General features: G+C 46.4%; 15 protein-coding genes and 3 pseudogenes. 11 read left to right on the forward strand and 7 right to left on the reverse strand.

Going from position 1 to position 20,389, the window contains the following annotated elements:
• Positions 1-349: 349 nt before the first annotated feature.
• A complete protein-coding gene (gene ribBA / locus QT992_RS26790; protein ID WP_333340628.1) occupies positions 350-2,041 on the reverse strand; it encodes a bifunctional 3,4-dihydroxy-2-butanone-4-phosphate synthase/GTP cyclohydrolase II in 1,692 nt (563 codons plus the stop codon).
• A 165-nt stretch (positions 2,042-2,206) separates the two neighbouring features.
• Here ribBA and QT992_RS26795 point away from each other — a divergent pair, with 165 nt between their 5' ends.
• From QT992_RS26795 to QT992_RS26805, 3 genes are all read left to right on the forward strand, one after another.
• Complete coding sequence (locus QT992_RS26795) at positions 2,207-2,707, forward strand: DNA methyltransferase (protein ID WP_333378162.1); 501 nt, start codon at positions 2,207-2,209, stop codon at positions 2,705-2,707.
• Positions 2,708-2,826: 119 nt separating this feature from the next.
• Entirely contained in the window at positions 2,827-6,663 is a 3,837-nt protein-coding gene (locus tag QT992_RS26800; RefSeq protein ID WP_333378166.1) for an nSTAND1 domain-containing NTPase, read from the forward strand.
• Between the two features lie 89 nt (positions 6,664-6,752).
• Positions 6,753-8,876 (forward strand): caspase family protein, encoded by a 2,124-nt coding sequence (locus QT992_RS26805; protein ID WP_333378169.1) that lies wholly within the window; start codon positions 6,753-6,755, stop codon positions 8,874-8,876.
• A gap of 186 nt (positions 8,877-9,062) precedes the next feature.
• Here the strand turns inward: QT992_RS26805 and QT992_RS33760 are convergent.
• From QT992_RS33760 to QT992_RS33765, 4 genes and pseudogenes are all read right to left on the reverse strand, one after another.
• Positions 9,063-9,203: pseudogene (locus QT992_RS33760) on the reverse strand (3,4-dihydroxy-2-butanone-4-phosphate synthase); the annotation flags it as partial.
• A 124-nt stretch (positions 9,204-9,327) separates the two neighbouring features.
• Positions 9,328-10,164, reverse strand: coding sequence for an MBL fold metallo-hydrolase (locus QT992_RS26815; RefSeq protein ID WP_333340614.1), 837 nt, complete (start codon positions 10,162-10,164; stop codon positions 9,328-9,330).
• Between the two features lie 36 nt (positions 10,165-10,200).
• Entirely contained in the window at positions 10,201-10,491 is a 291-nt protein-coding gene (locus QT992_RS26820) for a hypothetical protein (RefSeq protein WP_333316496.1), read from the reverse strand.
• A gap of 136 nt (positions 10,492-10,627) precedes the next feature.
• A complete protein-coding gene (locus QT992_RS33765) occupies positions 10,628-10,756 on the reverse strand; it encodes a catalase (RefSeq protein WP_445251119.1) in 129 nt (42 codons plus the stop codon).
• A gap of 154 nt (positions 10,757-10,910) precedes the next feature.
• On the opposite strand from QT992_RS33765, the pseudogene QT992_RS26825 reads away from it, so the two are divergent.
• The 5 genes and pseudogenes from QT992_RS26825 to QT992_RS26845 all read left to right on the forward strand — a co-directional run bounded on the left by QT992_RS26825 (position 10,911) and on the right by QT992_RS26845 (position 15,335).
• Positions 10,911-11,860: pseudogene (locus QT992_RS26825) on the forward strand (transposase family protein).
• A 440-nt stretch (positions 11,861-12,300) separates the two neighbouring features.
• Positions 12,301-12,468, forward strand: coding sequence for a hypothetical protein (locus QT992_RS26830; protein WP_333316498.1), 168 nt, complete (start codon positions 12,301-12,303; stop codon positions 12,466-12,468).
• 336 nt (positions 12,469-12,804) lie between these two features.
• Positions 12,805-13,935, forward strand: a complete 1,131-nt coding sequence (locus QT992_RS26835) for a sodium-dependent bicarbonate transport family permease (RefSeq protein ID WP_333340611.1) — start codon at positions 12,805-12,807, stop codon at positions 13,933-13,935.
• Positions 13,936-14,032: 97 nt separating this feature from the next.
• Positions 14,033-14,365, forward strand: coding sequence for a P-II family nitrogen regulator (locus QT992_RS26840; protein ID WP_333340608.1), 333 nt, complete (start codon positions 14,033-14,035; stop codon positions 14,363-14,365).
• A gap of 128 nt (positions 14,366-14,493) precedes the next feature.
• A pseudogene (locus QT992_RS26845) lies at positions 14,494-15,335 on the forward strand (IS5 family transposase).
• Between the two features lie 476 nt (positions 15,336-15,811).
• Here QT992_RS26845 and QT992_RS26850 read toward each other — a convergent pair.
• A complete protein-coding gene (locus tag QT992_RS26850; protein ID WP_333316504.1) occupies positions 15,812-16,021 on the reverse strand; it encodes a hypothetical protein in 210 nt (69 codons plus the stop codon).
• Between the two features lie 139 nt (positions 16,022-16,160).
• Here QT992_RS26850 and QT992_RS26855 point away from each other — a divergent pair, with 139 nt between their 5' ends.
• Complete coding sequence (locus QT992_RS26855) at positions 16,161-17,366, forward strand: transposase (RefSeq protein ID WP_333316506.1); 1,206 nt, start codon at positions 16,161-16,163, stop codon at positions 17,364-17,366.
• A gap of 20 nt (positions 17,367-17,386) precedes the next feature.
• Here QT992_RS26855 and QT992_RS26860 read toward each other — a convergent pair whose 3' ends face one another.
• Positions 17,387-17,947 carry an SDR family NAD(P)-dependent oxidoreductase gene (locus QT992_RS26860; protein WP_333340606.1) on the reverse strand — a complete coding sequence of 187 codons (561 nt, stop codon included), beginning with the start codon at positions 17,945-17,947 and terminating at the stop codon, positions 17,387-17,389.
• A gap of 1,034 nt (positions 17,948-18,981) precedes the next feature.
• Here QT992_RS26860 and QT992_RS26865 point away from each other — a divergent pair.
• Together QT992_RS26865 and QT992_RS26870 are read left to right on the forward strand one after the other, a co-directional pair.
• Positions 18,982-19,287 (forward strand): RNA-binding protein, encoded by a 306-nt coding sequence (locus tag QT992_RS26865; RefSeq protein ID WP_333316508.1) that lies wholly within the window; start codon positions 18,982-18,984, stop codon positions 19,285-19,287.
• A gap of 410 nt (positions 19,288-19,697) precedes the next feature.
• Positions 19,698-20,309 carry a hypothetical protein gene (locus tag QT992_RS26870; protein ID WP_333340602.1) on the forward strand — a complete coding sequence of 204 codons (612 nt, stop codon included), beginning with the start codon at positions 19,698-19,700 and terminating at the stop codon, positions 20,307-20,309.
• Positions 20,310-20,389 lie beyond the last annotated feature (80 nt).

The following is a 20,389-nucleotide window of genomic DNA, read 5'->3' on the forward strand; positions in this document are numbered from 1 at the left end:
AGATATTGGCAGGTTTACCCGCCCCTACCTGATTTCTGGTAATCGACCGGACATAATATTAGACGGCAATCAACATTCACCATAATATCTCGGTCGGGCGGGTTTTTGAGATTGTCAATTATTGGCAGATATTGGCAGGTTTACCCGCCCCTACCTGATTTCTGGTAATCGACCGGACATAATATTAGACGGCAATCAACATTGTTATTCACTGTTGTTATTGGTGGCTGCTTTCTGACGAAAGGAAGATGCTGGTATCAACAAGTATTGTTCAGAAATTCACAGTTTTTCTTGGCTTCTGCCTTCCCCCCTGCTGGGGTAGGGGGGGGTTGGCTTCTACCTTTTGCCTTCAGGGAAGAGGAGCAAAACTGTAGATTTTTTGAGGTTCGAGCCGATCGCAAATTCCGGTTAATTCCGACAACAGGAATGTCTCGCGATCGAGCTGGACTTGCAGGGTTTTGAGCGGATCTCCACCGGAGGAAACCATGAATTCTAATGTTTGCAAATTCGGCTCAGTGCTGATTTCGCCCAGAATTTTGCCGATCGCCTTGACGTAAGGATGGTTTACCTCCGAGTACCAGTCGGGGGCTGCGAGTCCGGCTTGATCGAAGCCCAGGTGAACGATGAGGGAGCCTTCTCCGAAAAGGGCTATGCCCACCGGCCGCGCTTCTTCTTGCAGCAGCAAGTGCTGGCTAGCCGCCAAATGCCGCAGCTTTTCGAGGTGTTCGTACCGATTTTGAATGGCAGAATCTTCCTCTTTTCCTTCTGCTTTTTCGTTCCACTGAATCGCCACTGTTACTAAATAAGTTTGCAGTAGCATATGACCGAGTTTTTCGGCTTTTGTTGCCAGATAGATCGAGTTGTAATCTGTGGCTTCAATTAGTAAAGGGACGCGATCGGCTACTTCAATGCCGTAACCTTTCAAACCCGCAATTTTGCGCGGGTTGTTGGTAATCAACCGAATTTTTTTAACTCCCAAATCGTTGAGCATTTGTGCTCCCACGCCGTAGTTCCGCAAGTCGGCGGGAAATCCCAACCGTTCGTTGGCTTCTACGGTATCGAATCCCAAATCTTGCAGCGAGTAAGCTTTTAGTTTATTTACCAATCCAATGCCCCGACCTTCTTGGCGCAAGTAAACTATGACGCCAGAACCGACATTTTCGATCATTTTCAGTGCCGCTTGCAGTTGCATCCGGCAGTCGCAGCGCAGGGAACCCAAAGCATCGCCTGTCAGGCATTCGGAATGCACCCGCACCATCACGGGTTTGTCTTTAAATTCTGCCGGGTCGCCCTTGACAATAGCAACGTGTTCTGAATTGTCTTGGGTGTCGCGGTAGGCGTAAATCATAAACTCGCCGAATTGAGTGGGCAATTTGGCGACGGTTTCGCGGCGGACGAATCGATCGTGCTTGAGTCGGTAGCTAATTAAGTCAGCAATACTGATTATTTTAAGGTTGTGGGTTTTGGCGTACTCGATTAATTCCGGCAACCTCGACATGGAACCGTCGGGGTTTTGAATTTCGCAGATCACGCCGGCAGGATACAGGCCAGCGAGTCTGGCGAGGTCAACCGAGGCCTCGGTGTGACCGGCGCGTTTGAGGACGCCACCGTCGATCGCCCGCAGGGGAAAAATGTGACCGGGACGGCGCAAGTCTTGAGGTTTGGTGTCCGGGTGGATGGCGACTTGGATGGTGCGGGCTCTGTCTTCGGCCGAGATACCGGTACTGACGCCGTTGACTGCATCGATGCTGACGGTGAAGGCAGTTTGGTTGTTGTCGGTGTTTTTGCTGACCATGAGGGGCAGTTCCAGGCGATCGAGCCTTTCGCCACTCAATGCCAGACAAATCAAACCCCGCGCGTTCACGGCCATAAAATTGATGTTGTCGGGGGTGGCGAATTGGGCAGCACAAATCACATCGCCTTCGTTTTCGCGATTTTCGTCATCGACTACTACCAGGGGGCGACCTGCTTTGAGGTCTGCGAGGGCGCTGTCGATCGAGTCAAATTGAAATGATTGTGTTGAGGTGTTGTTATTGGGCACTGAGAAGTTCAAGCTATAAAATGTTATGGAAATAGAATGTATTTGTGATTGTAACCTTTTGTTTCCGGCAGGGCGATCGGCCAATCCAGATGAGTTTGACAATATTTCTAAAGTCACTTACTATAATTATTGCATCTTGTCAACAAAATCTCTCCCCAATATTTCATGAGCTTGACTGAGATCGCGAATATTTTAGGTAAACCGTACTTCCAAGCTCCTAATTGCCTAATTTATAACATGGATTGTTTGGAAGCATTGAAGCTGCTGCCCGATCAATTTGTAGATTTAACCGTTACCAGCCCGCCTTATAATATCGGCAAAGAGTACGAAAAATTCTTGGGGTTAGATGAGTATTTAAACTGGTGCGAGCAGTGGATAGCGGAGGTTTACCGGGTAACGATCGATCGAGGAGCGTTTTGGCTGAATTTAGGTTATTTGTCAATTCGCGATCGGGCCAAAGCAATTCCGATTTCCTATCTGCTTTGGGACAAAGTGCCTTTTTATCTGATTCAAGAAGTTGTCTGGAACTACGGCGCGGGAGTTGCCGGCAGCAAGTTCTTTTTATTCCCAATGAAAAGTTTCTCTGGTAGGCAAAAAATCCTGATAAGTATACATTTAATTTGGATAAAGAGCTATTCTGGATTTGTGGTGGAAACGGTAGTGTGAGCGTCTCGCTCACGCAGGCTTTCCGGGCTGTACCACGGGAAGTTTTATTTTTATAATCACCTAAAACTCAGGAGAGCCGTCTAGCTTGTTGAAAAATTATCCTATCATTCCTGTGTCTTATGAGTAACAATGCCCGCGTCAAAACAATTCTGATTCTGGCAGCTAATCCCAAAAATACGGCTCCGTTGCGATTGGATCAAGAAATCCGGGAAATTGACGAAGGATTACGACGGGCAAATAAACGAGAACTGTATAAATTAGAACAAAAATGGGCCGTGCGTTCCCGTGACTTTTACCGGGCTATCTTAGATTATCAACCGAATATTGTTCACTTTTGCGGACATGGTGCGGGAGAAGATGGAATTGTCCTAGAAGATGATACTGGAAAAATGGCGCTAGTGCAGACAAATGCCCTCGCCAGTATGTTTAAATTATTTGCCAAAAAAGGGGTAGAGTGCGTAATTCTCAATGCTTGTTATTCGGAAGTACAAGCTGATGCAATTAGCCAATACGTTAATTATGTAGTTGGCATGAATAGAGCCGTGGGAGATAAAGCAGCCGTCGCCTTTGCGGTGGCATTTTATGATGGGATTGCGGCTGGGTATGAAGTGGAAGAAGCCTACGATTTAGGGCGTTCGCAGATGATGAGTTTCCTAGAGCATGAAACTCCGGTTTTTAAGAAAAAGAACTTAATAGATGCTCCGATTGATGACGGTATAATTGCTTTTGAAGATGTGATTCCGCCTAACCCTTACCAAGGATTGTCTGCATTTAAAGAAGAAGATGCCGACTTCTTTTTTGGACAAGAAAAGTTTGTAAATAAGTTAGTAGAAGTCACTCAGACACAACCCTTAGTAGCTGTCGTTGGGCCAAGTGGAAGTGGTAAATCTTCTGTGGTGTATGCGGGATTAATTCCCAAATTGCGAAAAGAAGGAAATTGGTTAATTGAATCATTTCGTCCCGGAAAAGAACCGTTTTTGCCTTTGGCTTCTGCCTTAGTGCGGCAATTAGAACCAGAAGCCGGTGAAACTCAACAATTGCGGGAAGCGGTAGGATTAGCCGGCGACTTACAAAATGGGAGAATCACTTTACAGCAAGTTGTATCTCGCATTTTAGAGCGTAACCAAGGTAAACGCTTGTTGTTAGTTGCCGACCAATTTGAGGAACTGTACACCCTTTGTCAGGTGAAGGAAGAACAGGAACGTTTTGCTAATGAGTTGCTAACGGCGATTGCTCAAAAAAATATTACATTAGTTTTGACGTTACGCGCTGACTTTTACGGTTATGTGCTTTCCTATCGTCCGTTTCGGGATGCTTTGCAGGAATTTACACCACAATTGCTTAGTTCCATGAAGCGGGAAGAATTACAGGCAGCAATTGAATTACCTGCTCAAAAATTGGCAGTCCAATTAGAACCGCAATTAACCCAACGCATTCTCGATGATGTGGGGCAAGAACCGGGGAATTTGCCCTTATTAGAATTTGCTCTAACTCGCTTGTGGGAAAAGCAAATCAACCGAGAGTTAACTCACCAAGCTTATGAAGAGATTGGCGGGGTAAAAAAAGCCATTGCCAATCATGCAGAACAGGTTTATCAAAAACTGAATGAAACAGAGAAAAAGCAGGCGCAGCGAATTTTTGTGCAATTAGTGCGTCCGGGGGAAGGAACGGAAGATACTAGGCGCGTTGCTACCCGTGCGGAAGTGGGGGAAGATAATTGGAATTTGGTCAGTTATTTAGCGGGATATCAAGCAAGATTGGTAGTGACGGGACGGCAAGAACAGGAAGATACGGTAGAGGTAGTGCATGAAGCGCTGATTCGAGAATGGGGCACTCTGCGCGAGTGGATGAATGCTAACCGTCAGTTTCGGACTTGGCAAGAACGGTTGAAGATGGGGTTACGGGAGTGGAAAAATAACAACCATGACTCTGGAGGTTTGTTGCGGGGGACATCGTTGACTGTGGCAGAAGATTGGTTGCGTCAACGTGCAGATGAAATGACGCAGGAGGAACGAGATTTTATTCAGGTTAGCGTTAAAGAACGGGATAGAGAAAGACAAAAAAAGCAACGCAGGCGGCAACTGACGATTGTTGGGCTGAGTGGCTTTTCAGCAATAGCTTTGGGTTTAGCAGGGTTAGCTGGTTTTGGTTTGTGGCGTGCTGCTATTACTCAAATTAATTCTCTGGCTCAATATTCCGATGCGCTTTTAAATTTAGATAATAAGTCAAAAGCTGTCAAAACAAGTTTAAAAGCGGTTGTGCAAATGCAACGTACACCTTGGGTAGATGCTGATACTCGTACCCAAGTAGAACTGTCATTATTAAATACAGTTTCCCAGGCAGCAGCACCAAACACCTTGGGCGGACACGCGAACTGGGTTTATGCTGTCAGTTTCAGCCCCGATGGCAAGCTGCTGGCCACTGGCAGTGCTGACAGAACCGTGAAACTGTGGGATACCACCACCGGCAAGCAAATTAACACCCTCACTGGGCATACAAACGAGGTTTATGCTGTCAGTTTCAGCCCCGATGGCAAGCTGCTGGCCACTGGCAGTGCTGACAACACCGTGAAACTGTGGGATACCACCACCGGCAAGCAAATTAACACCCTCACTGGGCATACACACTGGGTTTGGGGTGTCAGTTTCAGCCCCAATGGCAAGTGGCTGGCCACTGGCAGTCGTGACAAAACCGTGAAACTGTGGGATACCACCACCGGCAAGCAAATTAACACCCTCACTGGCCATACAGACGTGGTTCGGGCTGTCAGTTTCAGCCCGAATGGCAAGCGGCTGGCCACTGGCAGTGCTGACAAAACCGTGAAACTGTGGGATACCACCACCGGCAAGGAAATTAAAACCCTCACCGGGCATACAAAGCTGGTTTGGGGTGTCAGTTTCAGCCCCAATGGCAAGCTGCTGGCCACTGGCAGTGATGACAAAACCGTGAAACTGTGGGATACCACCACCGACAAGGAAATTAAAACCCTCACTGGCCATACAAACGCGGTTTATGCTGTCAGTTTCAGCCCGAATGGCAAGCGGCTGGCCACTGGCAGTGCGGACAAAACCGTGAAACTGTGGGATACCACCACCGGCAAGCAAATTAACACCCTCACTGGGCATACAAACGGGGTTTGGGGTGTCAGTTTCAGCCCCAATGGCAAGCTGCTGGCTACTGGCAGTGCTGACAAAACCGTGAAACTGTGGGATACCACCGGCAAGCAAATTAAAACCCTCACTGGGCATACAGACAGGGTTCGGGCTGTCAGTTTCAGCCCCAATGGCAAGCTGCTGGCCACTGGCAGTGGTGACAAAACCGTGAAACTGTGGGATACCACCACCGACAAGGAAATTAACACCCTCACCGGGCATACAGACGGGGTTTATGCTGTCAGTTTCAGCCCCAATGGCAAGCGGCTGGCCACTGGCAGTCGTGACAACACCGTGAAACTGTGGGATACCACCACCGGCAAGGAAATTAACACCCTCACTGGGCATACAAACTGGGTTTGGGGTGTCAGTTTCAGCCCCAATGGCAAGCTGCTGGCCACTGGCAGTTCTGACAAAACCGTGAAGCTGTGGGATACCACCACCGGCAAGGAAATTAAAACCCTGACTGGGCATACAGACACGGTTCGGGCTGTCAGTTTCAGCCCCAATGGCAAGCTGCTGGCCACTGGCAGTGCTGACAGAACCGTGAAACTGTGGGATACCACCACCGGCAAGGAAATTAACACCCTCACTGGGCATACAAACGGGGTTTGGGGTGTCAGTTTCAGCCCCAATGGCAAGCTGCTGGCCACTGGCAGTGGTGACAACACCGTGAAACTGTGGCGGTGGGATGTTCATTATTTACTTAAGGAAGGCTGCAATTTTATAGATAATTACCTCAAGCCTAATCCTAATGATGAAGAAGCCCTGGAAATTGACAGAGACTTATGCAATAAGCTTTGATAGTTTTAGAGGGAAAACTGCATAAAAACCCCCAGTTTACTCCTATATAAAAATCAAACCTTTCCCAAACCCCTTACCCACGATCGACCATGACTAACCAAACCCCTAACTTCTGGGCCCTCCTCATCGGTATCAATTTCTACTTCCCCCACCGTTTGCCAGACGGTAACTACTACAAAAGCCTGGGGGGATGCGTGCGGGATATTAACAACGTCGAAGCCTATTTAAAAGACACCTTCAATCTCGCCCCCGATCGAATTATTAAACTCACCGCTTCTGCTTCGGAGAATCCAAATCAACCCCAAGAACCCCCGGAACTTTTACCCACGTATGAAAATATTGTTGCCAAATTCAAGGAACTAACAGCCAAAGCCCAACCGCAAGATCGAGTCTATATTCACTACTCTGGTCACGGGGGACGGGCGAAAACGATTTTTGAAAGCCTCAAAGGTTTTGGTGCATTAGATGAAGCCTTAGTTCCGACAGATATAGGTCAACCAAATTCCCGCTATTTGCGCGATATAGAATTTGCTAAATTGCTGGAAGACATGGTGGAAAAAGAGTTGGTTGTCACTCTCGTACTCGATAGCTGTCATTCCGGTGGTGCAACGAGAGAAATGAGCGGAGATGACCGGATTCGCGGGGAAGGGTTTATTGACACCACTCCTCGACCTACGGATAGTTTAGTCGCCCCGCTTCAGGAATTAGCCCAAAATTGGCAAACTTCAACAGAAAATAGCCGCAATATTACGGTTGTTAATGGTTTGTTACCAGAACCGAAAGGTTATACCTTAATAGCTGCTTGTCGGGAGCATGAATTTGCTTATGAAAAGGTTTTTGAAGGGACGGAACGCAACGGTGCTTTGACTTATTTTTTATTAAAAGCTTTGCGACAATACGGGACAGAAATTTCTGTAGAGGATCTGTTCAATCAAATTTCTAATCAAGTTCACAAGGAATTTGAACGACAAACACCCATGTTGATGGGAGAGACTGAACGTACTTTTTTTGGGGGTCAGTCTGTTGGTGCTAGCCGTAAGGTGCCGGTGATGAAAGTAGATATTAAGACAAACAGAGTTCAGCTACAAATGGGACAAGCGAGCGGGATTACAAAAGGGGATGAATTTGAGATTTATACATTCAGAACGATAGATTTTCAGAACAGGGAAAACCGCATCATGAGAGTTAAAGTTGTAGAAGTGGGAGCATCAGACTGTTGGGCAGAAGTAATAGAAATACCTGGCCTTAGAAGCCTCCATCCTAAGTTAGTAGAAGTAGCAGAAGGAACGATTGAAATTGGTTCTCCTGCTGTTTATGTATCGCCAGGGTTAAAGCAAATTCGCAAAGTTCGAGTTATTCTGCCTGACCCGTTACCACCATTTCCTGGTGTCAATATTGCATTACTTCCTACAATTGTTGAACAGGTGAAAACACAAGTTGAAGGTCATCGTTGGATAGAATTCTGCTCGGACGAAGAAAAAAATGAAAATGTAGATTATTTTGTTTCCCTTACTTCAGCTGGCGAATATCTAATTTTAGATGAGAATAAGGAGCCTATCAAAAATCTTCTTTTTTCGATTAAAGTCGATGAACCAGAAGCATCTAAAAAGCTAATTAATCGATTAATCCATGTTGCTAGATATGAGACTATTTTAGATTTGGATAACGAGGATGCTTTTGCTCGCTTAAATGGTAAACTTAAGGTTGAAGTGGTTAAATCAGTTAAACGGCAAACTGTAGTTTTGAATGCTGATGGTAAAGTTCCTGTATTGGAAGAACAGGACAAAGGTGTTTACTTAATAATTTGCAATGAATCTAATCGAACTTTAAATATTACTGCCTTGAACCTTGATGCGGATTTTAGTATTTCAAAATTCTATCCCGACGGTGTTCCTTATGAGGTGGTAGAACCCGGACAAAATATAAGAAGAAAACTCAACCTATCATTACCACAAAATTATGAGGAAGCGGCAAATATTATTAAAGTATTTGCGACGGTGGATGGTACGAATTTTCAGTTTTTGGAATTGCCATCGTTAGACCAATCTCGGAAAGGATTTGGGAAGGAAAGACCGACCAATGCGTTGGAACAATTATTGGCGGCGGTTGTGGATGAAGATAACCCTCAGCGAAAGATTACGGTTGTGATTGATGCGAGTGAGGAATGGACGACGGAAAAGGTGGAAGTGGTGGTGAAAAAGAGTGTGGTTTGATTTAGAGAATTTTTTAAGGATGCTGCCAAAGCCTATATCCCTCTGCGGTCATTTGTGTTTATCTGCGGTTGTAAGTCAAAAACTTGTTATTCCTGGAAAAGATTAGCCTCATCCTAATCTCAATCCTGGTTCAACATAAAAAGTTAAACAGGACTTACGCAACTGGCACATGGTGATGAGTCCGATCGCCCGCAGGGGAAAAATGTGACCGGGACGGCGCAAGTCTTGAGGTTTTGTGTCCGGGTGGATGGCGACTTGGATGGTGCGGGCGCCGTCTTCGGCCCAGATGCCGGTACTGACGCCGTTGACTGCATCAATGCTTATGGTTGCAGTGGATAGCGGAGGTTTACCGGGTAACGATCGATCGAAAAGCGTTTTGGCTGAATTTAGGTTATTTGTCAATTCGCGATCGGGCAAAAGCAATTCCGAACGAAGGATGAAATTTCTAGTTTTAAGAAATCCTAGACTCGTCAACGAAGGCTTTTAACTCAATAGCATCGTGACTGCAAAACACGCGCACATCTTTACTATGCTGCACCGATAATTCGTGCAGCCGACCTTGATTGAGCAACCTAGCCTTGCGATCGACCTCCATCATCCATTGGTAGGCCCGCAGACCGGGCGTGCAGCGTCGGTTAGCGGCATCCATCTCGTGTCGGTAGAAATAGGCATCCCCTGCGTGCAGAAGCCAGCCATCGGGTGTATCAATGGCAATGCCAGCATGACCGCGCGTGTGCCCCACCAACGGGATTAACAAAATCTCCGGCGGCAACCCGTCGAGCTCGCGGACTGCTTCAAAACCAAACCAAGGTTCGCCACCCGCCGAATAGTATTTCCAGCGTTTGACTTCATCCCACTGCCCCGGACGATACCGCCTTTTTGTGATGAAACCGTGGCGATCCTGTGCGGCGTCGATTTCAGCCTGCATGACATGTACCGTTGCTTCAGGGAAATCCTCTAGACCACCGGCATGATCGAAATCGAGGTGGGTTAGCACAATATGGCGCACATCGCTTGGTGAAAATCCGAGCTGTTCAATTTGATGGATGGCCGTGTACTTGCGATCGAACTGGATATTATTAAAATGGACGAAAAACGGGCTGAGCCGGGAGTAAGGGGACTTGATATCGCGCAATCCGAAGCCCGTATCAATCAGAACCAGTCCCTGATTCGTTTCAACAAGCAGACAGTGGCAGACGAGGTGAGCCGTCAGGCCGCTACTGAAGCCATCGAAAAGCGCCCCTCCAATGGGACACATACAGCCACAATTGAGATGATGAATTTGCATAATTGTCCTGTACTAAATTACTTAGGCGGGAACCACTTATTCCTCAGTTCGCATCCAAGCCCGATGCTGCATAATGGCATCGATGAACGCCGGAGGAAACAGTGCTAAATCGCCACTACTGGCAGAAGTAAACACGCTTTTATCGGCAGCGACCTTACCATTATCTGCGATATTGATTTTCTTTAAATCTGCACTTAAGAATAGATCGATACCTTCACTCAAAGTGGCGATCGCTTTGCAATGCTTAAACGGAGCGGTGAGCAAATGAAATAAAATTGCAGCAGTTTTCAGGGGCTGTGGCTTGGGCCATTTGACCGCGAATTTCAAAGGTGGTACCCGCCACGTGATTTATCCGTGGAATCAATCCAAAATCGCAAATCGAAAATCAGAAGATCCCCCGCATTTATCCGTGGCGTCAATCTAAAATCTAAAATCTAAAATCTAAAATCGATTGACACTGCGGTTATGGCTGAATCGCATGAATCAAATTGGGAAACTTAAGCCCATCTTGAATCAACAAGACGGGAATATTATTTCCTGCCAGGTCATAGTGACCATCAGAGGTGTATAACTTGACTTTAAAGCCGCGCACGTCGCTTATTAGACCTCTTTTAAAAAAAATATGGTATAATAAAGGATTTGGCTTAAGTGGAGGAAATTGCAGGTTTAGCTAATTTTCAGAACCTTTTGCTCAAAACAGCATAAAATGCTAAAAAGGTGTTTTGTAGTTACACAATAAATCAATCATCAACAATCGATTTTATCAAAATTTGAAACCGGAGCAATTTAAACGGAGATTTGGTGTCCAGATTCAAACGTTTAAAGAAATGGTTAACACTTTAGAACAATTCCGGGAATGAAAATCCTCAAGATCAACGAGGACGCCGAAACGCCTTAACTCTTGAAGAACAAGGTTTAAGCTGTTGTGCATCTAATTTGACATTCAATTTTTCTACAATTATTGTGGGACGGGCATCCTGGCCGTCTCTGTATTCAATTTAGATGCGTAGCAGCTTAGCGGCCTTGGAATATTGGCTAGAATATCGAACCTATTTTCATCGGGGGATAAATTGGGGAGTATCCCAATCAACGAGCGGGCCGAATTGTAACTAACATTGAATTCACTTTAATGAAAACGGGAAAGTTTGGTATTCCTGGGAAAAAAGCATTGTTCAAAGGTTTTGGACCTCAGCAAAGTTGTGGTAATGGATGTCACAGAAACAGCTATCGAACGCAAAAAAAAACCGACAAAATACTATTCATTCAATAAAAAACACCACAGCCTAAAAATGCAAGTGGTGATTAATCAAGAAAGTAAACAGATTATTTCCCTAAATTTGGGACCTGGCATTGCCACTATTTCAGCTTGAAAAAAAGCAATGTTCATTTCCATCCCTCAACCGATAGTTTACAAGATAGTGGCTATCAAGGGATAAAAGATTATCACTTTAATAGCTCGACTCCTAAAAAGAAACCTAAGAATGGGAATTTTTCTCTTTTAGAAAAAGACTACAATCGAGCTTGAACCCAGGCTCGAATAGTGATTGAACATATTAATAGGAGTCTAAAAGTTTTCTGGGGCATTTGGTCAAGTCGTTATCGAAATCGTCGCCGCCGTTATGGTCTCCGTTGTAATTTGTTGTCAGCACTTTACAATTATGAGTTAGCTCTCAGGTGGAAAATTCAAAAGCTTTAATTATAACATAGAATTTTTTGCAAGAGGCCTATTAAAATACCGAGATTCCCAGTGCTTGAATAGCTTCTTGCAAAAATGAGAATAGCTGGGGTTTTGAGTCAGAACCTGTGGGCGTGCAGTACCCCACTAAACTGCGAACCAAATTTGACAACACCAGCGAAGGCTGGCTAGTGCAGCTATATAGCGCCGCCGCCTGCTCTGCGTGCTCGATTCGTCTCACGCCTGGACTTTTTTGTAGGGCGGTGGGTTCGGTCTCCTACTGGCGGTGGGGTGGTTTAACCTCCCCAGTTACAGTCCGTCCAGGACTTATGTGCCGTCAACAGCTCCCCCTGAAATGTGGATTGATTAGCTCATATCATTTCCGGTTACACTGGAATGATGTTGACGGTTGACGGTTGACGGTTGACGGTTGACGGTTGACGCCGTGAACAGTCAACGCCGTGAACAGTGAACTGGAATTTACTATTCCGATGCTAACGGATTTGATGTCAGTCATTGCTAGAAGAGTGGCGATCGCGCAACTCCTGTTCCCGATTTGGCTGATCCCATACCGTCCCCAGTGCAATATCCGTGTAGAGAGAAAATTCTGCGATCGCAATTTACACTGATATAGATATACGGGTTTTCTGAGAATCAAAGGAAAACTAATGATTTGAATTTGAAATTATTTGGCATATCCATGTAAAGCGATCGCAAATTTGTGCGAATTTAAGGATACACTTAAGTACATAGAATTTTGGCTCTTAATAGATATTGATCTATAGAAGTTACTGCGGGACAGCGACACCTTCTAGCCCCATTCGGAGATCGGCCATCTCTGAATCCCCTGCCGACAGGTGTTCCCGTAACACCTGTCGGCAGGGTTGAAGCGCTGCACCCTTACTTCTTAAAGCTCACCGATCACAATAATCGCTCTTCGTTAGAGGAGGCGGAAGGAGGTATTCATGGATTTTTTTTCCTTGTTCTTAATGGACTTCGTTAAGCAGTTGCAGTCCCCAACACTCGGGTTTTTGATTGGTGGTATGGTCCTTGGCGCTCTCGGTAGCGAATTGGTAATTCCAGAGGCGATTTCTCAGATCATCGTCTTCATGCTGCTCATGAAAATCGGTCTGACGGGTGGTCAGGCGATCCGCAATTCCAACCTGACGGAGATGGTGTTACCAGCAGCGTTTGCTGTAGCAGTAGGGATTCTTGTTGTATTCATCGCGCGCTATACGTTAGCCAAGCTGCCGAAGGTCAACACCGTGGATGCGATTGCGACCGGGGGATTGTTTGGTGCTGTGAGTGGCTCTACCATGGCTGCCGCCCTGACGCTACTGGAAGAACAAAAGATGCCATACGAGGCATGGGCTGCCGCACTCTATCCCTTCATGGATATCCCAGCGCTCGTAACGGCGATTGTGGTGGCCAACATTTATCTCAACCAGAAGAAGGGTAGTGCAGCAGCCCACTCTACCGTGCAGGAGTCTTTCAGCAAGCAGCCCGTTGCAGCAGGCGATTATCCCGATCAGCAAGATTATCCCCGCAATCGGCAAGAGTATCTCAGCAAGCAGCAGAAGCCTGCGGATAATGGGGTCAAAATATGGCCGATCGTGCAGGAAAGCCTCCAGGGTCCTGCCCTATCGGCAATGTTGCTCGGCATTGCTCTTGGCCTGTTCACCCAGCCGGAAAGTGTCTATAAAAGCTTCTACGACCCCCTCTTCCGCGGCTTGCTTTCGATCTTGATGCTGGTCATGGGTATGGAGGCTTGGTCAAGACTGGGCGAACTACGTAAGGTGGCCCAGTGGTACGTCGTGTATAGCGTAGTGGCACCGCTGGTGCATGGGTTCATCGCCTTCGGTCTCGGCATGATTGCCCACTACGCCACGGGATTCAGCCTGGGCGGTGTTGTGATCCTGGCCGTCATCGCCGCCTCCAGTTCAGACATCTCAGGTCCGCCCACGTTGCGAGCCGGGATTCCGTCGGCCAATCCCTCCGCCTACATCGGCGCATCCACAGCCATCGGTACACCCATTGCGATCGGCTTCTGTATACCGCTCTTCCTCGGGCTGGCCCAGGCGATAGGCGGCCGCTAATCCCAGACGGGTCGCTGTCTGTCGGCGCTCCCTTGACCCGGCAGACCAAGCGACTCAATATATAAGATCAACATACCTAGGTAAGGAGGTAATCAACATGCCCAAGGCAGCCAAAAAGCTTGTCATCGTCACGGAAAAGATTCTGCTCAAAAAGATCGTCAATATCATCGAAGAAGCCGGGGCAACCGGTTATACGGTTCTGGAAACCGGCGGTAAAGGCAGTCGCAACGTGCGCTCGTCGGGACAACCTAGCGTTTCTGACATCACGGCGAATATAAAATTCGAGGTGCTCACCCCGGATCGGGATATGGCCGAGAATATTGCGGATCAGGTCGCAGTGAAGTTTTTCCTCGATTTTGCGGGGATGATCTATATCTGTGACGCGGAGGTACTGTACGGGCACAGTTTCTGTGGACCAGACGGCTGTTGAATCGAGACGACACAGACCTAAAAAGCCGGGGCATGACCCCGGTTTTTAGTAGCCGTATTTCTGGCCTGCGGGACTTGGGTCTCAGTTGCAGTCCCCAACGCTCGGCTTTCCGATCGGTGGTATGGTCATTGCCGCTTTATCTAAATTTGAAACCGGAGCAATTTAAACGGAGATTTGGTGTCCAGATTCAAACGTTTAAAGAAATGGTTAACACTTGAGAACAATTCCGGCTAGAAAATCCTCAGATAAACGAGGACGCCGAAACGCCTTAACTCTTGAAGAACAAGTTTTAGCGGCCTTGGAATATTGGCTAGAATATCGAACCTATTTTCATCTGGGGACAAATTGGGGAGTATCCGAATCAACGATTTTCCGAATTGTAACTAACATTGAATCAACTTTAATGAAAACGGGAAAGTTTGGTATTCCTGGGAAAAAAGCATTGTTCAAAGGTTTTGGGCCTCAGCAAAGTTGTGGTAATGGATGTTACAGAAACAGCTATCGAACGCCCACAAAAAAACAGACCAAATACTATTCATTCAATAAAAAACACCACAGCCTAAAAATGCAAGTGGTGATTAATCAAGAAAGTAAACAGATTATTTCCCTAAATGTGGGACCTGGCATTGCCACTATTTCAGCTTTAAAAAAAGCAATGTTCATTTCCATCCCTCAACCGATAGTTTACAAGATAGTGGCTATCAAGGGATAAAAGATTATCACTTTAATAGCTCGACTCCTAAAAATAAACCTAAAAATGGGAAGTTTTCTCTTTTAGAAAAAGACTACAATCGAGCTTGAACCCAGGCTCGAATAGTGATTGAACATATTAATAGGAGTCTCAAAGTTTTCTGGTATTTGGTCAAGTCGTTATCGAAATCGTCGCCGCCGTTATGGTCTCCGTTGTAATTTGTTGTCAGCACTTTACAATTATGAGTTAGCTCTCCGGTATAAAATTCAAAACCTTTAATTATAACATAGATTGTTTTGGCAATATATCTATTGGATCTGGCGAACTGGGAAACCCTGTAACTGCAGAAAATCGCACCCGCACGGGAGTTGTTACCGCTGCTATTGAAGAATTTATGCTTTAGTTAATTCGGCAAAGGATTAATAGAGTTGAAAATAGCCAGGTGCCTTAAAGAAACCTGCGCGAACGACTTGTTTTGGAATGCGATCGCGCTCAAAATGCAGTGTTTGATCCTCGCAAAATAAAAATTTCTACCAGAGTCGCCCTCCGGGAAGCGGTCTGTAGAGAATCATTGATGTTTGTGACATCAACCCCTTGATTTGTGGTAAGAAACTCGCTAGTTTCTTGACGTGGTGGATCGAGAGCGCTGTGTTTGCTTTTTTGGTTGATTGGAGTAGAGTCACCCCTAAATTTCTGGCTTTGTGCGATCGTGTCGCTGTCTTTACAAATCCGTAAGTTGCTAACACGGGCGGAAATTATTGGTTAGCAGAGCCCGGTTCAGTAAGTTTACTGTGCAGTTCGGCAGTGACGGTATCAGGTAAAACTTTGCTCGCGCTGGCCAGAATCTTTGTCTTGAGTGAACCTGCAATGATGTTGTCCTTACCGGCCATCAAGGCTTCAAATCCCTGTTTGGCAACCTCGGCTGGATCGTCTTTCTTGTCGGCGCCGACCTTTGTGTCGTCCATTCCCGCCCGATGGAAGAAGTTAGTATCGGTTGGGCCGGGCATGAGCGAGGTGACAGTTACCAAAATAATTGGGTTTAAAGCCCCGTCCTTGTAGGACGGCTTTCTGTGTTATACTTACGCTGACACGACAGGCGTAACTATGTTGGTATTTGAGGCAAAACTTGAGGGAACGCAGCAGCAGTACCAGAGGCTAGACGAAGCCATCCGCACCGCTCGCTTCGTTCGCAATAGCTGTCTCAGATACTGGCTCGACAACTTGGGAATCGGCAAGTACGAGTTAAGTGCCTACTGCGCTGTCCTAGCCAAAGAATTTCCTTGGGCTGCTAAACTCAACTCGCAAGCGCGTCAGGCTTCTGCCGAAAGAGCTTGGTCTGCAATTGCGCGGTTCTACGACAACTGCAAAAAAGGCAAACCAGGGAAAAAGGGCTTCCCGCGTTTTAAAAAACATCAGACGCACGACTCTGTTGAATATAAAACAACAGGCTATAAGTTGTCGGATGATAGACGTACTATCACTTTCACTGATGGGTTTGAAGCCGGAAGTTTTAAGTTGTGGGGAACTCGCGACTTGCACTTCTACCAATTAAAGCAGCTTAAGCGCGTGCGTGTTGTTCGTAGAGCCGACGGTTACTACGTTCAGTTTTTGATCGACCAAGAACGACTAGAAAAGAGAACGCCAACTGGTAAAACACTAGGTTTGGACGTTGGTTTGACTCACTTCTACACAGATTCAGACGGTCAAACAATTGAGAATCCGCGTCATCTGAGAAAGTCCGAGAAAGCTCTCAAACGACTGAATCGGCGTCTTTCGAGAACAAAAAAAGGCTCCAAAAATAAAGCCAAAGCAAGAAACCGATTAAGTAGAAAGCACCTCAAAGTAAGTAGACAACGTAAAGATTTTGCCGTGAAATTGGCAAGATGCGTAATCCAGTCTAGCGACTTGGTTGCCTACGAAGATTTGCAGGTGCGAAATATGGTCAAAAATAGAAAGCTAGCTAAATCTATTTCTGATGCTGCATGGTTTGCTTTCCGTCAATGGTTGGAATATTTCGGCAAAGTGTTTGGAGTGGTAACAGTTGCTGTACCACCGCACTACACTTCGCAAAATTGTTCTAACTGTGGGGAAATCGTCAAAAAGTCTTTGAGTCAAAGAACGCACCGCTGCCAACATTGCGGTGTTGTACTCTTACGTGACTGGAATGCCGCAATCAACATACTTGAGTTAGGACTTCGTACCGTGGGGCACACGGAAACGTTAAACGCCTCTGGAGACATCGACCGCTGCATTGGTGAGGCAACTCCTCAATGTAAGTCGAGTCGTGGAAAGAGGAAGCCTAAACAGTGATGTTTAGAATCCCCGACCGTTTACGGCGGGGAGGATGTCAAACCTGTATCTTTTAACTCATTGCGGAGTGCCTCGGAAAACGAGTGGATGAAGGCTTTGGATGCTGCATAGACTGCCTCGAATGGGCCCGGCATTAGGGCGGCAATCGACGAAGTGAATAGAATCCCTCCCTGGCCGCGATCGACCATATCCTTAACTACCCGTTTAGCCAAATGCACAGACGAGACAACGTTGAGGTTAATTAGATTTAGTTCGTCCTTTAAGTCTGTCTCGCGGGCAAAGTCGCCACCGACGCCGACACCGGCATTAATTGCGATCGCATCCACTGGCCGATTAGTCGCTTTTATCTGGTTGTAGAGCGTCTCAACACCGTCGTAGGTAGCGAGGTCTGCCTGCACTGTCTCGACTTTGGCACCGAGCCCCTCAAAGGCTTGAGCCGCTTCCTTGATGCTCGCTCCGGTGGCGGTGACTAGGAGATCGAATCCGTTTTGAGCGAACTGTTTGGCGAGTTCGTAGCCGATACCGTTAGAGGCATCCGTCACGACAGCCAAGGGCCGGGTCAACGAACTGTTTATAACCATCTAAAATCCTCTGTAACTGCTTCACGCTCGTTTGTTTAGGCTTGCTTCTCTGTGTACCCGACAATCTTTGTGGACGGTGGGCTTTCAACTTTTACAATGCTAGGAAGGTAGAAGTGCGATCGCATCTTTCCCAGGACATAAGCTTTTAGGCCTTTAAAGACGGTATAATCGCAAACAAGCTTCATCCAATTAGTCTAAAAATGCCTGCATAGAATCAACTCAGAGAAAGAGCAAATAGAGAAACTATCGAAAGCCTTAAAAAACGCATAAAATGGGAATTTTATATCAAAAATTATGATTTTCTTACTGACTGATGCAATAAACTATAGCAATCCTAAATTATTTGCATAATTATTTAGGATTGCTATATATGTAGAAAATGCGCGTAGATATGACTAATAACTCTTTTGATAATTATTGGGGAGCCGCCATTATCTGGCGCTAAATCGGAGGCGATGAGAGACGGGAGATGGAAGAGGGGAGATTGACTCGGAAGATTAATCCTGGGCTAAAAACATTTATCTCTGGTGGAACGGGCAGGAGGCTTGCCCAGGGATAACAGTGGCTGATGTCAGTTATAACTCACATCTTGCACCATTCTCAAGAACAGGCAAGATGCCTGTTCCACAAGAAAATCTACTCTTTGTGGAACAGGCATCTTGCCTGTTCCTAAAAGGCTAATTGAGAATGGTGCAAGATGTAAGTTATAACTGAATCTCAGGCACTGTTCTCAATCAGACCCAATCAACCTGGTAACAGCGACGAAAAATTTCAGATACCAGGTCGATCGCACAGCAAGAAACCAAGCGGAGGACGCCAAGAGTGTAAGATGTCAGTTATCACCAATACTTTCTGTTGGCGATTGCCCGACGGCACCGAAAATTGAAAATCTATGACAGCCAATTGCTGATTCTGCTGGCTTCATGTTATAGTGGTTTTCCAAGAATTAAATTCGGTTGCGTAGTTTGTTGGTGTTTATTTACAAGCGTCTCTCCGAATCTAAGTCTCTGCACCCTAATGATTCTGGAGATTTTATGTCGATTTACGTGGGTAATCTTTCATATGAGGTAACATCAGAGGACCTCAACGAAGTATTTGCCGAGTACGGTACTGTAAGCCGCGTCCAAGTGCCAATGGACCGGGAAACAGGCAGGATGCGGGGTTTTGCTTTTGTGGAAATGGCAAGCGAGGCAGAAGAAGCAGCAGCCATCGCAGCTTTAGACGGTGCTGAGTGGATGGGCCGTGACTTGAAAGTCAACAAAGCCAAACCTCGCGAAGACAACAAACGCCCGGGTGGCGGCGGCTGGGGCGACAAAGATCGTTCACGCGGACGCTACTAAACTTTGACACTGAAAATTTGAGTTTTGGTAGTTGACGGCAGGTGCGAATGCTGCTTTTTTTTCGGGTTGTTCGATCGACCCATCAAATAAAACTCCCAAACCTCTCGCATCAGTTTTGCCCCCTCCTTGGAGGGGGCTTTGTTTTTGGCGAAAAATCCCGCGAGGTACGTCGGCGGTGCTGTTCCCAGTCTAGTTCGTGATTGAGTACCCTCTTAAGTGCTTTTTTTAAGAGGCTGTCGGGATTTCGCGGCTCGACTCCTGTAAACTCTCACACTAGAATTAAGCAGCAAGAAAAGTTAGAATAACGGCAAAACTGAATATTGCCCAGAACAGCCAAACTATCTTTACCGAAGATTAGTCGAGAAAACCAGCCGAATATCAGCCAATATCTTGATTTTGCCTCAATAAAGATGTCCAAGGTCTACAGCACGGCGGAACTCATTAAAATCCTCGAAGAAGAGCGCCAAGCCTGCTTGCATGGGCGGCGCCTCAATTTGACTGAAACTCCTGCTACAGGCAACCCCGTGATTGACCGCTTTCTCAAATCTGAGGGAGTTCAGAAGTTCACTGCTTATCAAAATTTTAAGGCTGCGGTGCACGAATACCAGCGGGAACATCAAGTTTCTGGGGTTGTCTGGCGGGAAATCGCGGTTAAAGGCAATACTCTACGCTATCCGGCAGTGGATGACGAATTAATAGCTCTACCGGTTGATTTGATTACGTTGAAGGCAGCTAAGATTGCTATGTTGGAATTCTGGAAGCAGGTAACTGCCGGGATGGATTTGTATTTAAGCATTAACAGCGGCAAAGATTTTCGATCGATCGAGCCGGTTGATGTAGAAGCTATAGCCCAGCGCACAGAATGGGCCAATCTCTCCAAGTGGGAAAAGTTGGATTTTCTAGAAATTTTGTTGCAGTTGGGCTGGGGGAAGCCGGAGGAAGCTTATTATAAGCGGGGATGGCCAACCTCGGGCAGTGAGTACATTCACGCCGTCAAACCCGGACAGCGGCCGATTTGTTAATTATTGATACTCCCCATGCCGTGCATGCGAGGGGATTCTTGAAGAACCCAGAGTCGGATTTTCAAAGGCGCTATCAATTC

It is taken from the genome of Microcoleus sp. T3_D1 (genome assembly GCF_036700405.1).
In the GTDB taxonomy this organism is placed as follows: domain Bacteria; phylum Cyanobacteriota; class Cyanobacteriia; order Cyanobacteriales; family Microcoleaceae; genus Microcoleus.